The sequence below is a fragment of the Streptomyces sp. NPDC040589 genome (assembly GCF_055594445.1).
Genome location: NZ_JBVIWP010000007.1, coordinates 15,810 through 30,014, shown reverse-complemented (window position 1 = coordinate 30,014; position 14,205 = coordinate 15,810). Strand labels below are relative to the sequence as shown.

General features: G+C 71.8%; 10 protein-coding genes. 6 read left to right on the top strand and 4 right to left on the bottom strand.

What is annotated here, in order from left to right:
* Positions 1-13: 13 nt before the first annotated feature.
* The 3 genes from ACZ58V_RS28295 to ACZ58V_RS28285 form a co-directional block, all read right to left on the bottom strand.
* The gene (locus ACZ58V_RS28295) at positions 14-1,279 is read right to left on the bottom strand and encodes an ABC transporter substrate-binding protein (RefSeq protein WP_189721422.1); all 1,266 of its coding nucleotides are present in this window, start codon (positions 1,277-1,279) and stop codon (positions 14-16) included.
* Positions 1,280-1,500: 221 nt separating this feature from the next.
* Positions 1,501-2,751, bottom strand: a complete 1,251-nt coding sequence (locus ACZ58V_RS28290) for an ROK family transcriptional regulator (RefSeq protein WP_471293346.1) — start codon at positions 2,749-2,751, stop codon at positions 1,501-1,503.
* Between the two features lie 223 nt (positions 2,752-2,974).
* Entirely contained in the window at positions 2,975-4,231 is a 1,257-nt protein-coding gene (locus tag ACZ58V_RS28285) for a D-arabinono-1,4-lactone oxidase (RefSeq protein WP_468199083.1), read from the bottom strand.
* A 173-nt stretch (positions 4,232-4,404) separates the two neighbouring features.
* On the opposite strand from ACZ58V_RS28285, the gene ACZ58V_RS28280 reads away from it, so the two are divergent.
* The 5 genes from ACZ58V_RS28280 to ACZ58V_RS28260 all read left to right on the top strand — a co-directional run bounded on the left by ACZ58V_RS28280 (position 4,405) and on the right by ACZ58V_RS28260 (position 10,953).
* The gene (locus ACZ58V_RS28280) at positions 4,405-5,412 is read left to right on the top strand and encodes a hydroxyacid dehydrogenase (protein ID WP_471293342.1); all 1,008 of its coding nucleotides are present in this window, start codon (positions 4,405-4,407) and stop codon (positions 5,410-5,412) included.
* A 654-nt stretch (positions 5,413-6,066) separates the two neighbouring features.
* Positions 6,067-7,392 carry a radical SAM protein gene (locus tag ACZ58V_RS28275; RefSeq protein ID WP_468199078.1) on the top strand — a complete coding sequence of 442 codons (1,326 nt, stop codon included), beginning with the start codon at positions 6,067-6,069 and terminating at the stop codon, positions 7,390-7,392.
* A 234-nt stretch (positions 7,393-7,626) separates the two neighbouring features.
* On the top strand, positions 7,627-9,126 hold the full coding sequence (locus ACZ58V_RS28270) for a cellulose-binding domain-containing protein (protein ID WP_471293340.1): 1,500 nt from the start codon (positions 7,627-7,629) through the stop codon (positions 9,124-9,126).
* A gap of 205 nt (positions 9,127-9,331) precedes the next feature.
* On the top strand, positions 9,332-10,438 hold the full coding sequence (rsgA, locus tag ACZ58V_RS28265; RefSeq protein ID WP_471293337.1) for a ribosome small subunit-dependent GTPase A: 1,107 nt from the start codon (positions 9,332-9,334) through the stop codon (positions 10,436-10,438).
* 77 nt (positions 10,439-10,515) lie between these two features.
* Positions 10,516-10,953 (top strand): hypothetical protein, encoded by a 438-nt coding sequence (locus ACZ58V_RS28260; RefSeq protein WP_471293334.1) that lies wholly within the window; start codon positions 10,516-10,518, stop codon positions 10,951-10,953.
* On the opposite strand, the gene ACZ58V_RS28255 is transcribed toward ACZ58V_RS28260, so the two are convergent.
* Complete coding sequence (locus ACZ58V_RS28255) at positions 10,950-13,805, bottom strand: AfsR/SARP family transcriptional regulator (RefSeq protein ID WP_471293331.1); 2,856 nt, start codon at positions 13,803-13,805, stop codon at positions 10,950-10,952. The two genes, ACZ58V_RS28260 and ACZ58V_RS28255, sit on opposite strands and share 4 nt — an antisense overlap.
* A gap of 124 nt (positions 13,806-13,929) precedes the next feature.
* Between ACZ58V_RS28255 and ACZ58V_RS28250 the strand changes: the two genes are divergently transcribed.
* Positions 13,930-14,172 carry a hypothetical protein gene (locus ACZ58V_RS28250; RefSeq protein ID WP_471293329.1) on the top strand — a complete coding sequence of 81 codons (243 nt, stop codon included), beginning with the start codon at positions 13,930-13,932 and terminating at the stop codon, positions 14,170-14,172.
* Positions 14,173-14,205: the final 33 nt, after the last annotated feature.

The following is a 14,205-nucleotide window of genomic DNA, read 5'->3' as shown; positions in this document are numbered from 1 at the left end:
CCGTCCGCCGGGCCTAACCGAACAGCTTCTTGAGCTCGGCGTTGACCTTCTTCTCCGCGGCCGCGAGCTGCGCCTTGGGGTCGCCGTTCTTGCGGACGGAGTTCGCCATGACGTCGTTGATCGCGGCGATCATGGCCTGGGTCCAGCCGATGTTGTCGAAGTGGCCGAACTCGTTGAAGAGCTTCACGCCCTCGGCCGGCAGACCGGACTTCAGCTTGCTCGCGGACTGGGCGAGGGAGGAGCGCGGCGGGATGTGGAAGCCGTAGGAGGTGGCGAAGTCCTCCTGGTACTTCTTCTGGTCGATCCACAGCCACTTGACGTATTCCTTGGCCGCCTCGACGTTGTCGCCCTTGGCGTTGACGAACATCGACCAGCCGCCGTTGTAGACCGACTCCTTGCCGGCGGAACCGATCTTCGGGAAGGGGAAGATGCCGATGTCGTCGCCGAGCGCCTGCTGCATGGCCGGCATGGCCCACATGCCGCACCACTGGATCGCGGTCAGGCCCTGGTTGAAGGCCGACGGGTCCCACGAGTCGGCGGGGGCGTCGAGGAGCAGGTTGCCACTGGTGAACAGACCGCGCAGCTGCTTGAGGCCGTCGGCGACGCCGTCGGTGTTGAAGGCGGGCTTGTTGTCGGCGGTGAGGGTGTCGGCGCCGGCCGACCAGATCACGTTGTGCTGGATCGAGGTCAGGTCGTTGCCGAGGAAGATGCCCTTGACCTTGTTGGTGGTCAGCTTGTCGGCGGCCTCGATCAGCTCTTCCAGCGTGGTCGGAACCTCGATCTTCGCCTTCTCGAACAGCGAGGGCCGGTAGAAGAGGAACTGCGGGTCGTCGATCATCCGGATGCCGTATATCTTGCCGTCGACCGTGTGCGACTTGATGTCGGCCGGGTTGAAGTCGTCCTTGACCGGCTCGATGATGTCCGTCAGGTCGGCCACCTGACCGCTCTTGACGAGCTGGATCTGCGGGTGGAACTCGAAGACGTCCGGCGCGTTCTTGGTGAGCAGCGCGGCGAAGAGCTTCTGCTCGTAGTTGTTGCCGGTGATCCACTGCGTGGTCACGTCGGCGTCCTTGTAGGCCTTCGCGTAGCGCTTGACGGCCTGCTCGACGCCGGCCTCGCCGTACGCGTGGAAGTACTGGGTGAGGCCCTCGCCCGACCCGGACCCACCGCCCCGCCCGGTGTTGCTGCCGCACGCGGCGAGTCCGCCGGCGGCGGCCAGGCCCATCGCGGCCCGCAGTACGGTTCGGCGGTCCCAGTTCATGTTGCTCGATGCCGACATGCTGACGTCCTTGTCTCGAGTGCGGCTGCGGCTCTTCGGCTCACTGCCTGTTGGCTCACGGGCCCGGGGGCTCGCGCCAGATGGCTCAAAGAGAGGTGCGGTGCGGGACGCTAGAGCTTCGGCTAAGGCTTCGGCAAGGGGTTGGACGAAGTCTGTTCGAAGCGTTGTGTCCGGTTCGCGATTTCGAACATGCGGGGGGAGTGGAGGAGTTGCTTCCGCCGCTATGAGGGTGGTGCGGCGGCGGTTCGGCTCCTCACGGTGGCGGTGCGTTTGCCGTTCTTCTGCCCGACGGCCTGCAGTGCGCCCTCCAGCGCGAACGTCGCCGCGCCCAGGCACACCGGATCGGTGGGGATCGGGGAGAGGACGATCTCGGTGGCGGCCAGCGGCCGCGGCAGCGCGTGCCGGGTCACGGCCTCGCGCACCTCGTGCAGCAGCGGTTCGCCCAGGGTGCGGGCGACCCAGCTGCTCAGCACGACGATCTCGGGGTTGAACAGGTTCACCAGGTCCGCGACGCCGGCGCCCAGATAGCGGGCGGTCTCGTGGACGGCCCGGCGTGCCACCGGGTCGTCCGCCGCGATCCCGCGGGCCAGCGCGTCGATGGTCGCCGTCTGGTCCTCCGCGTGCAGCAGCGCGCTGTCGGGGCCGATCTCCCGCAGGTTCAGCATGATGCCGCGCGCGCCGACGTACGTCTCCACACAGCCGTGGTTGCCGCAGCGGCACAGCCGCCCGTCCAGCACCATCGTGGTGTGGCCCCACTCGCCCGCGCTGTTGCTCACGCCGCGGTGCAGCCCGCCGCCCAGGACGAGCCCGGCGCCCACCCCGGTCCCGAGGTTGACCACCACGGCGGTCCCGGCCCCGCGCGCGGCCCCGAACCACAGCTCGGCGACCGCGCTGGCGCGCAGCGGATTGTCCAGGTACAGCGGGTAGGCGATGTGCTCGGTGAGCAGGTCGAGCAGCGGTACGTCGTGCCAGTCCCAGTTGGGCGCGTACTCCGAGATGCCGGTGGCGCGGTCCACCTGCCCCGGCACGCTCACCCCGACCCCGAGCACCCGGGCGCCCTCGATGCCGGCCTGCATGACCACCGAGCCGACGGCGGTGGCCACATGTCCGACCACCTGCTCGGGCAGGCTCTCACTCGCGCGGACGTCCTCCTCGGCGCGAGCCAGGACGTTCAGCCCCAGGTCGAACAGCTCGACATGGACATACGTCTCGGCGATGTCGACACCGATCAGCGCGCCCCCCGAGGCGTTGACCGCCACCAGGCCCCGGGGCCGGCCGCCGGCCGAGTCCTCGAAGCCGACCTCCGTGATCATGCGGAGGTCGAGCAGCTCGCCCACGAGCGTGGCCACCGTGGCGAGGCTGAGGCCGGTGGCGGCCGCCAGCTCCTGCCGGGAGGTGGGTGACTCCGCGATGATCTGGCGCAGCACCTCGTAGCGGTTCGCGGTGCGGATGTCGCGTGATGTGCGCTTCACCGGAGTGCCCCATTCCTTCCCGGACCGGCCCTGGCCGGGGTCGTCGTCGGCACCGGCGCGGCGCAAGGCTATGGGCTGGCGGGACTTTCGACAAGGGGTTTGGAAAGGGGCTTTATAAAGTGCGCTCCTGGTGGGACCGGTGGCGGCCGACCGTGGCTCGTTCATGATGCCTCAGAGCGCGCGGGCGGGGCACGGCGAGGGGGGCGTGTCAGAGGGCGGCGGCCTATGCCGGCGCCAGCACCTCCCGCACGAAGGCGTTGGCGAACTTCCCCTCCGGGTCCAGCTCCCGCGTCAGCGCGCGGAAGTCGTGCAGCCGCGGATACAGCCCGCCCAGGACGGAGGAGGGCACGGTGAACACCTTGCCCCAGTGCGGCCGCGCCCCGAAGGGCTCCAGCGCCTCCTCGACCCGCCGCACCACCGGCAGCACCGCCCGCGTGTCCTCGACCCAGGTGAAGTGCGCCGCGACGGTGTCCCGGCCGTGGGACGGGCTCAGCCACTGGTCGTCACCGGCGACCGTGCGCACCTCGCAGGTCTGCAGCACCGGGGCGACCGTCTCCCGGATCGTGTCGAGCGCGCGCAGCATCTCCACGGCGTGCCCGCGCGGCAGCAGATACTCCGACTGCAACTCTGCCCCGCTGCTCGGGACGAACTCCGCCCGGAAGTGCGGCAGTCGCTCGTGCCACGGCCCCGGTACGCCGAACTGCTCGGTGCAGTTCACCGCGGGCATGCCCGGCACCGGGTGCATCTTCTCGGTGGCGGGAGGCGCCCAGGGGAAGGCCGGCAGCGCCTGGTCGGTGCGCCGCTTCAGCCACACCTGCCGGAAGCCCGGCGCACGCCAGTCGGTGAACAGGCTGACGCTGTACCCCGTCGCCATCACCGTCTCGAACGTCCCCGAGTCCAGTCCCTCCAGGGGCAGTTCGGTGAACACGTGCTGCTCGACGTCGAAGGCCGGCTCCAGGTCGAGGGTGAGCGCGGTGACGACGCCGAGCGCGCCGAGCGAGGTGACGGCCCCGCCGAACCGCTCTTCGTCCCGTCCTATCGTCACCGTCGAGCCGTCTGCCGTGACCAGTTCCACCTCGCGCACGACCGTCGAGAGCGGGCCGTTGAGGACGCCCGAGCCGTGGGTGCCGGTCGCGACCGATCCGGCCACCGAGATGTGCGGCAGGGACGCCATGTTGTGCAGCGCCAGACCCTGCCCGTGCACCCGGCGGGACAGCTCCGCGTAGCGCACGCCGCCGCCGACGCGGACCGTACGGGCCGCTGTGTCGACGTCCACCTCCGGCGGCAGAGCGGCGAGCGACAGCAGGACTCCCTCGGCGCCCGGCTCGGCGATCCCGTTGAACGAGTGCCCGCTGCCCAGCACCCGCACCCGGTCGCTGTCCGCGACCAGCGCGCGCAGCGCGGTGAGCGAGCCCGGCCGGTGCAGCTCCTTGGCCGCGTAGGTGATGTTGCCCGCCCAGTTGGTCACGGTCCCGGTCATCCACGTCGTCCTTCCCCGAGGCTGTGGGGGCGGCAGGCCCCCGGCCGGAACCTACCTCGGCCGGGTGTCCATTGCTCCAGCCGCCCGGCCCGGCCTACCGTGGAGACGTTGTAGAGAGCGTTTTCTATCGCATCAGTTGCGCCGTTCTGCCGCCGAGCCGGAAGGTCACCTCCTTGAGCCAGCGCCCCCAGGCACTGTTCGCCATGGCCGCCGAGAACGTGCCGCAGGTCTTCCCGCCCGAGGTGCTGGCGCGGCTGCGGGAGTCCGTGGACATCGATCCCGCCCTCGTGGCGCGGGACTTCACCGATCCGCGAGTGCTCGACGCGCTGTCCCGAACCGAGATCCTGGTGACGGGCTGGGGCTGCCCCCGGCTCGACGAGACGGTCCTCGACGCGGCTCCCCGGCTGCGTGCCGTGCTGCACTCGGCCGGCTCGGTGAAGTCCTTCGCCACCCCCGGGATCTGGCGGCGCGGCATCGCCGTCTCCTCGGCCGCCGTCGCCAACGCGCTGCCGGTCGCCGAGTACACCCTCGCCATGATCCTGCTCGCCGGGAAGGACGTCCTCGCCGCACGCGACCGGATGCGCACGTCCCGCACCTCCTCCGGCTGGGGCATCGTCCCCGGCATCGGCAACTACGGCCGCCGCGTCGGCGTCATCGGCGCCTCCCGCATCGGCCGCCGCGTCCTCGAACTGCTCCGCCCCTTCGATCTGCGGCCCGCCCTCACCGACCCCTACGTCGACGAGGCGGAGGCCGCCGCGCTGGGCGTCCCCCTGCTGCCGCTGGACGACCTGCTGCGCACCTCCGACATCGTCACCGTCCACGCCCCCGAGACGCCCGAGACCCACCACCTGATCGGCCGCCGCGAGCTGGCCCTGATGCCCGACGGGGCGGTGCTCGTCAACACCGCGCGCGGCGCGCTCGTCGACCACGACGCCCTCGTCGCGGAACTGCGCGCCGAGCGCCTGACCGCGATCCTCGACGTCACCGACCCCGAGCCGCTCCCCGCCGGCTCACCCCTCTACGACCTCCCCGGCGCCTTCGTCACCCCTCACCTCGCGGGCTCCCAGGGCAACGAACTGGCCCGCCTCGGTCTGACGGTCGCGGAGGAGGCGGAACGGCTGCGGGCCGGAGGGAAACCGGCCTACGCGGTCGACCTGGCGGCGCTGGAGCGCGAGGCCTGACGGTGCGCTGCGTCAGCAGCGCCGGAATGTGCTGACATCGACAGAATCGATCCGGTTCGGATCGGCTGCAGCCGGTCGGCTGTCGTGTGCTTGTCCGCCGGGTTGCTGCGGGCCCCGATGGGCCGGGCGGGGTGCGTGACCCGGCGGGCCCTCGCCGATGCGGCGGCCCGGGCGAACAGACCCACCGCCCCGAGGGAGAGACTGTGCGGGCGGCGGCGTTCTCGTGTCCGGCTGTGCCTCCGCGGCGGCCGGGTCCTCGCCGGCAGTTTCCCGCCCGTTGGCACCCGCCGACCGGCCGGGCTGCAGTCTGCAGGCAGTTGCGGGCAGCGTGTGCCCCGCCGGCCGGGCGCTGCCCGTTGCTCCTGGGGCTCGGTGTCGCCGACCGGCGCGTGCCCCATCGGCCCGTCATGGTCGCCGTCGACCGGGCCTGGCGTCGCCGTCGGTCGGTGACGTGTCGGGGCTGTTCCCTCCAGCGGTTGCGGACCTACGGACTGTCGTCGATCGGCCGGGCGGCGGTCCGCGGGCAGCCGTGGGGCGGCGCGTGTCCCGCCGGGGTGGGGTAACGGCCTCGCTTCGAGGGGACCCGGTACCGCTCACGCACAGCCGTGGGCATACCGTGAGGAGTCGTACGTCCGAGTCGGGAGGAGAGACGGGATGAGCAGCGGCAGCCGTACCGCGCTGGTCGAGGATCTGATGGAGCGATTCCCGCACGTCCCGCGGGAGGCCGTCTTCAAGGAGGACCTGCTTCGGGGCGGAGTGGCTTTCGACCCGTCCGCGCTCAGCGACAATGAGGGCGGCGAGGTCAAGCCGAAGTCGTACTTCATCTTCTCCTTCGACCACGGCACCCTGCCCGAGCTGGGCGAGGCCGCGCTGCGCCGACCGCCCGAGGAGATCATCCTCACCGGCGGCCCGTACGACCTGCGGCGGACCGTCGTCTCGGTCCGGGTGAACCCCTCCTCGCCCTACCGCGTCGCCGCGAACGAGGACGGCGTGCTCGGCCTCTACCTCGACGGCAAGCGGATCTCCGACGTCGGCGTGCCGCCGATGCCCGAGTACTACCGGCACACCCTCGCCAACGGGAAGTCGGTCATGGAGGTCGCCCCGACCATCCAATGGGGCTACCTGATCTACCTGACCGCGTTCCGCGTCTGCCAGTACTTCGGTGCCAAGGAGGAGTGCCAGTACTGCGACATCAACCACAACTGGCGCCAGCACAAGGCGGCGGGCCGCCCGTACACGGGCGTGAAGGACGTAGACGAAGTCCTCGAGGCGCTCGAGATCATCGACAGGTACGACACCGCGAAGGTGTCCACCGCGTACACGCTCACCGGTGGCGCGATCACGTCGAAGGTCCAGGGCCTGGACGAGGCGGACTTCTACGGGCGGTACGCCAAGGCCATCGAGGAGCACTTCCCGGGCCGCTGGATCGGCAAGGTGGTGGCCCAGGCGCTGCCGAGGGACGACGTCCAGCGGTTCAAGGACTACGGCGTGCAGATCTACCACCCCAACTACGAGGTGTGGGACGAGTACCTCTTCAAGATGTACTGCCCGGGCAAGGAGCGCTACGTCGGCCGCGACGAGTGGCACAAGCGCATCCTCGACTCGGCGGACATCTTCGGCGCACGGAACGTCATCCCCAACTTCGTGGCGGGCGTGGAGATGGCCGAGCCCTTCGGGTTCAAGACCGTCGACGAGGCCATCGACTCCACCACCGAGGGCCTGCGCTTCTTCATGTCCCACGGCATCACGCCCCGCTTCACCACCTGGTGCCCGGAGCCGACGACCCCGCTCGGCAAGGCCAACCCGCAGGGCGCGCCCCTGGAGTACCACATCCGTCTGCTCCAGGCTTACCGGCAGACGATGGAGGACTTCGGCCTCTCCTCGCCCCCCGGCTACGGTCCCCCCGGCGCCGGCAACGCGGTCTTCTCGGTCAGCTCCTTCATGGACAGCCTGCCCGCGGACGAGCCGGTCGAGATCTGACGCCGGACTCCTGCCCTGCTGCGCCTCGATGGCGGCCCGATGTGATTTCGGGTCGCCGTCGAGACGTTTCGGCGTTCCGCACGTATCTACTTCCGGAGTCGGCCGCGTCAGGATTTGAATACGCGGCTTGTCAGTTGTGTCGAGAACGTGAAAAACTCGTCCCCCGCCCCGAGGTTCCCCCCAACTCCTTTGCCAACATGGTGAGTTGACCTCGCTTGTGGATGCAGGAGACTCATGCCCGACCTGCCGACCCCTCAGGACGCCTCCGAGGCCGCGCTGTTCTCCGAGTGCTGGGACGCGGTCCTCGCGTACGCCGACCTGTGCACGTCCGGTTCCACGGCCGCCGCACAGCTGGGCCGCGAGGCGTTCGCACACGGCATACGTGAGGCACGCGCCGCCGATGCCGGCCCGGTCCGTGCCTCCGGGCGCCGTCCCGCCCGGCTGCCCCGCATACCCCTGCTGCTGACCGCCGTACGCACCACGGCCGCGGACTGGGAGGAGGCGGGGCAGGGCCACAAACTCGACCCCGACCTGCGGCTGTGGCTCAACTCGGACAAGGCCGCCCGCTACACCGGGCCGCCTCTGCAGCGCCCGCTGGCCCTGCGCGGACTGCGCGACCTGCAGCAGGCGGACGCGGAACTGCTGTGGCTGGCCGAGGTGGAGGCCCTGCCGCTGTCCCTGGTCGCCCGCCGCCTGGGCCTCGACCCGGCCACCGCCGACGACGAACTCCAGCAGGTGCGCACCCTGTTCCGGGACCGCTGCCACCGCAACCACCTCGACACGCCGATGGACGCCCGGTGCCGCAGCTACGCCCGGCTGCTGGACGCCGTCACCCGTGCCCCCGCCGCCGACGCCCCGGGCGACCTCTCCCGGCACCTCGCCACCTGCGTGCAGTGCGCCGAGGCCGCCGCCTGTCTTCGCCTGCACGGCGGAGGACTGCCCGGGGCGCTGGCCGGTGGGGTGATCGGCTGGGGCGGACTCGCGTACCTGGAGCGCCGCCGCCGCGCCGCCGAGGTGCGTCTGGGCGCCGGCCGTCCCGGCCGGGCGGAACTGCCGCCCGGAGAATCGGAGGAGGGTGCGCAGAAGGCGCGTGTCGCCCGCAACGGCCTCCTCGTCGCCGCCGTCCTGGTCTCCGTCCTGGCGCTCGGCGTCTCGATGATGCCCTTCGGCGGCGACGACGACCTCGGAGCACGCGGCGACGCCGGCCGTCAGCCGGTGGCCGACCCCGACCTCTCCGTGCCGTCCGTCCCTTCCCTGCCTCCCGCGACCTCGAAGCCGGCCGGCAAGGCCACCGAGCACACCGAGAACAGGGGGAAGTCACAGAAGCCCGGCAAGCCGGAGAGCGGCGACAGCCGGACCGAACCGCAGGGCACCTCCTCTCCCACAGAACGCCCGGAGGACCGCGAGAGCGAGGATCCCGCCTGCCGGGTCGAGTACGACCTGGTCAACCAGTGGCCCGACGGCTTCCAGGCCACCGTCACCGTCACCACCAACGAGCCCCTCGACTCCTGGCGCGTCTCCTGGTCCTTCCGGGACGGCCAGCAGGTCGGCCAGATGTGGGACGCCTCCGTCTCCCAGAACGGCTCCCGCGTCACCGCCACCGCCGCCGACTACAACAAGTCGGTCCAGGCGGGCGACGACCTGGCCTTCGGCTTCCTCGCCTCCTGGCGCGGCAAGAACTCCCCGCCGTACGACTTCGAGCTCAACGGCGAGGACTGCGCGAAAACCGGTTGACGCGACTCCGCCGTGACGGGATACCGTGACGGCGGTTCCACGAGAAGCCGAAGAGAACCGAAGAGTCCAAGGACGAGGAGGTGTTGACCGATGGCTGTCATTGCGATGAGCGCTGCCCGCATCCAGTTCATCAAGTCCACCTCCATGGCCGCCGGCTGACCCGACCGACTGTCGGGCCGGGGGCCGACCTTGGAAAGGGTCACCCTTGACCTCCAGCTCTGCTTCATCCGTTTCCTCCGCGCTCGCTCCCTACGGCTGGGACGAGGCATGGGCGGCCGAGTTCGCCCCCTACGACACCGAAGGACTGCTGCCCGGACGCGTGATCCGGGTCGACCGGGGCCAGTGCGATGTCGTCACCGCCGACGGCGTCCTGCGGGCCGACACCGCGTTCGTCACGCCGCACGACCCGATGCGGGTCGTCTGCACCGGCGACTGGGTCGCCGTCGAACCCGGCGGGAACCCGCGCTACGTCCGCACGTATCTGCCGCGCCGCACCGCGTTCGTCCGCTCCACCTCCTCCAAGCGGTCCGAGGGGCAGATCCTCGCGGCCAACGTCGACCACGCCATCGTCGCCGTGTCCCTCGCGGCCGAGCTCGACCTCGGCCGCGTCGAACGGTTCCTCGCGCTCGCCTGGGAGTCCGGGGCGCAGCCCGTCGTCGTCCTGTCCAAGGCCGACCTCGTGCCGGACGCCGTCACCCTCTCCCATCTCGTCCAGGACGTGGAGACCAGCGCGCCCGGCGTGCCGGTGGTGCCCGTCAGCTCGCTCGACGGGGACGGGCTCGACGTGCTCGCGGCGATCGTCGCCGGTGGTACGTCCGTGCTGCTCGGGCAGTCCGGCGCGGGCAAGTCGACCCTTGCCAACGCGCTGCTCGGCGAGGACGTCATGACCGTCCAGGCCACCCGGGACGCCGACGGCAAGGGCCGGCACACCACGACCACCCGCAACCTGCTCGCCCTGCCCGGCGGCGGTGTCCTGATCGACACCCCCGGACTGCGGGGCGTCGGACTCTGGGACGCCGAGACCGGCGTCGGGCAGGTGTTCTCCGAGATCGCGGAACTGGCCGAGCGGTGCCGGTTCCACGACTGCGCCCACGAGGCCGAGCCGGGCTGCGCGGTGCTGGCCGCCATCGAGAGCGGTGAGCTGCCGGAGCGGCGGCTGGACAGCTACCGCAAGCTCCTGCGCGAGAACCAGCGCATCGTCGCCAAGACGGACGCCCGGCTCCGGGCGGAGATCCGCAAGGACTGGAAGCGGAAGGGGGCGATCGGACGGGCCGCGATGGAGGCCAAGCGTGGATCGCACTGGCGTTCGTAGGCGCGCCGCCGTCGGCCCGCTATGATCAGCGGCCGCCCGACGGGCGGTCAAGTGTTCGTATCGAGGGGGATGGCGATATGCGTTTCAGAGCTCTGGGTGTGGCGGCGGCCGTGGCGGGGGCCCTCGCGGTCACCGCCGCGCCGGCCGGCGCCGCGCAGAACTGGCAGGCGGTGAGCACCAACTCCACCTGGCACTGCGGTGGCTACAAGACCCACAAGGTCTCCGACAACGTCAAGTTCAAGGTCTGCGCCGTCATCAACGGCAGCAGGTACGGCCAGGCCGTCCTGGTCGTGCAGAACGCGGCGAGCGTGGCGGTGTCGATCAGTGGTGCGGTGAGCAGCAACTTCGGCAGCAACGTGGACTGCGCCGGCTTCACGCTCAACGCCGGCTTCACCCGAGGATGCCTCGCGCCGACCAAATACGTCGGCAACGAGTCGATCTTCGTGGTCGCCGGCCGGCTGCGGCTCAACGGTGTCGACGACTGGTACTACGACACCGAGTTCTATGTTCCCTAGAGACCGTCCGGTCGCTTCGCCGAGGTGAGATCCAGAGCCAGGGCCACCCGGTCGGCCGCCGTGAAGCCTACGTCGTGCGCCACGACGTAGGCCTCGTCGCCGAGTTCCTCCCGGACACGCAGTTCCGCGGACAGATGCGCGGTGTGGAACGGCAGCAGGCCGGTCAGGTCCACCCCCATGTCCCGGCGCAGCCCTTCGGCGGCACCGAGCAGCGTGGCCGCCGGGCCGGGCCGGGCGACGGCGGCCGTCGCCCACGCCAGGCTCTCCACTCCCCACACCGGCCCCCAGTTGTCGCCGACCGTCCGCTGCCGGGCCAGGGCGTCCCGCAGCCGGGGCAGCGCCCGCACCGGATCGCCGTACCGCAGCTCGGCGATCCCCGCACACCAGGTCGCCCAGCTCCTGGCCCATTCGGCGCCGGACGCCTCGGCCTCGGCGACGTACACCTCGCGGGTGGCCAGGGCGGTGTCGCGCGGGCCCAGGAAGGCGGCGGCCATGGCCCACATCATGGTGGCCATGTGGGTGTCCCCCGGTTGTCCGGCGGCCCGGAACGCCTCGCGGGCCCGGGCGAGCCGGTCGACGGCCGTGGTGTCGCCGTCGACGAGCAGCGCGCAGGCGCCCTCGACGAACCGGACCGCGGGGTGGGCCGTCGCGGCGGCTCCGGCCGGCCGGCACGCGTCCAGGAAGGCCCGGACACCGGTCCGGTCGCCCTGGCAGAGGGCGACCCACGCCGTCATCGCGCGGGCGGCGACGTCCTGGTCCGGGCGGATGGTGCCGTCCGCGCGGGCGAGCAGCCGCTCCAGCCAGTGCCGGCCCTCCCCGAGAGTGCTGCTGAAGAACCAGCACCGGGTACGGCCCAGGTCGACCGCGATGTCCAGGCCCGTGCCGGTCAGGTCCGGAACGGACGCGCACAGATCGAGGGCCGAACGGATGTTGGGCAGGTCGAGGCGGAGCCGGGTGAGCCAGTCCACCTCCCGCGGCCCGCACCACTCGGCGGCGGCCCGGGCGGCGAGGCCCCGGTAGTGGCGGACATGGCGCAGCCGTACCGCCGACACGTCACCGCGTTCGTCGAGCCGGTCCCGGCCGTACTGGCGGATCGTCTCCAGCAGCCGGTATCTGACCCGCGGTCCGGTATGACCGGCGTACACGATCGACTTGTCGACCAGCGCCGCCAGCAGATCACGGACGTCCCCGGGGGCGAGCGCCCCGCCCGTGCCGACCGCCTCGGCGGCGTCGAGGTCGAAGCTGCCGGTGAAGACGGAGAGCCGGCTCCACAGCAGCCGCTCGGCCTCGGTGCACAGATCATGGCTCCAGTCGATGACCTGGCGCAGGGTGCGCCGCCGGTCGTCCGGGCCACCGCCCCGGGGCGCGGCCAGCAGCCGGAAGCGGTCGTCGAGCCGGTCCAGGATCTCCCCGGCGGCCAGGGTGTTCAGCCGTACGGCGGCCAGTTCGACGGCGAGCGGGATGCCGTCCAGGCGATGGCACAGCTCGGCCACGGCGGCGCGGTTCGCCTCCGTGACGCGGAAGCCGGGCGCCGAGGCCGCGGCCCGGTCGGCGAGCAGCCGCAGCGCCTCGCAGCCGGTGTCGTCGGCCCGCTCGGGCAGGGCGAGGCCGGGGACCACGACGACGTGCTCGCCCGGGACCGCCAGCCGTTCCCGGCTGGTGGCCAGCACGGTCAGCTCCGGCGCCCACCGCAGCAGCCGCAGCACCAGGGCGGCGACCGGTTCCACCAGGTGCTCGCAGTTGTCCAGGACCAACAGCAGCCGTCGGTCGCGCAGATGCTCGGTCACCGCGTCGGCCACGGGCCGGCTGGAGTGGTTGCGCAGGCCGAGCGACTCCGCCACCGCCCGGTCCAGCAGGCCCGGATCGGTCAGCGGGGCCAGGTCCGCGAGCCACACCCCGTCCGGGAAGACAGGGGCCGACCGGGTCGCGGCGCGCAGCGCCAGCCGGGTCTTGCCGACCCCGCCGACACCGGTCAGGGTCACCATCCGGGTCCGCGTCAACAGGTCGGCGACGTGGTCGAGTTCCCTCACGCGGCCGACGAACGACGTGGTCTCGGCGGGCAGCCGGCCCGCGGTCCGGTCCCGGTCGGCGAAGGCGGCGGGAGTGTCGTCACCGGACAGCACCCGGCGGTGCGCGTCACGCAGCCCGGCCCCCGGGTCGACGCCCAGTTCCCGTGCGAGGGTGGCCGCCGCCTCCCGGTAGCAGTCGAGGGCCTCGCCCTGCCGTCCGCTGCGGTGCAGGGCCAGCATCCGCTGCTCGTGAAAGCGTTCACGCAACGGGTGTGCCCCGGCGAGGGTGCGCAGTTCGGACAGCACCCGCGCGTGCCGGCCCAGCGCCAGATCGGCGTCGATCCTCAGTTCCAGGGCGTCGAGAAGGGCCTCGCCCAGGGCCGGCAGTACCTCCCGCAGTGACTCCGCCGGCAGGTCGGGCAGCGGGTTGCCCCGCCAGAGCCGGACGGCCTCGTGCAGGGGGCCGGACGCCTCGGCCGGCCGCCCAGCCTCCAGCGCCGTACGACCGTGCCGGACCAGCGCCGTGAAGCGGTGCAGGTCCACGTCCTGCGGGGCGACGTCGAGCAGATAGCCGGACGGGCGGGTCAGGAGAAGGTCGCGGCCGAGGGCGCGGCGCAGACGCAGCACGTAGTTCTGCAGGGCGTTGGGGACGCGGGCGGGCTGCCGATCGCCCCACACCCGGCGGGCGAGGCACTCCACCGGCACGGTCCGTCCGGCGTCCACCAGCAGCGCGGCCAGCAGGGCCCGCAGCCGCGCCGCGCCGATCGGCACGGGCACCCCGTCCCGCCGGATCTCCAGCGGCCCCAGCACCATGAACTCGCAGCGCGCACCCATCGTGTTCATGATGCTACACAGGGTGACTCTCGCGTGGCGGGTGCCGGTGAGAGCCGGACGTGACCGGGCCGAGAGCGGGCCGGGCGACGGTGGACGGGTCCACGACGATCCGACGAACCGAGAGGAGAACACCGTGCACGACGATCCGTTCGACCTCGACACACGGCAGACCGGCGCGGGGGAGGGGCACGCTGCCGCGCTGACGAGCCAAACCCTGCACCCGTTGTCGGGAGCCGCCCGCCAGGCGACCATCCAGACCCTGCACCCGTGGTCCGGTGCCGTCGGGCAGCTGACCAGCCAAGGCACTCTGAACCCCTGGTCCGGCGCGGCCCGGCAGGCGACCCAGCACGGCACGCTGCCGTTCCCGACGCTGTGACCCGGAACGGCCCTTCGGAACCGGGTCGGACGC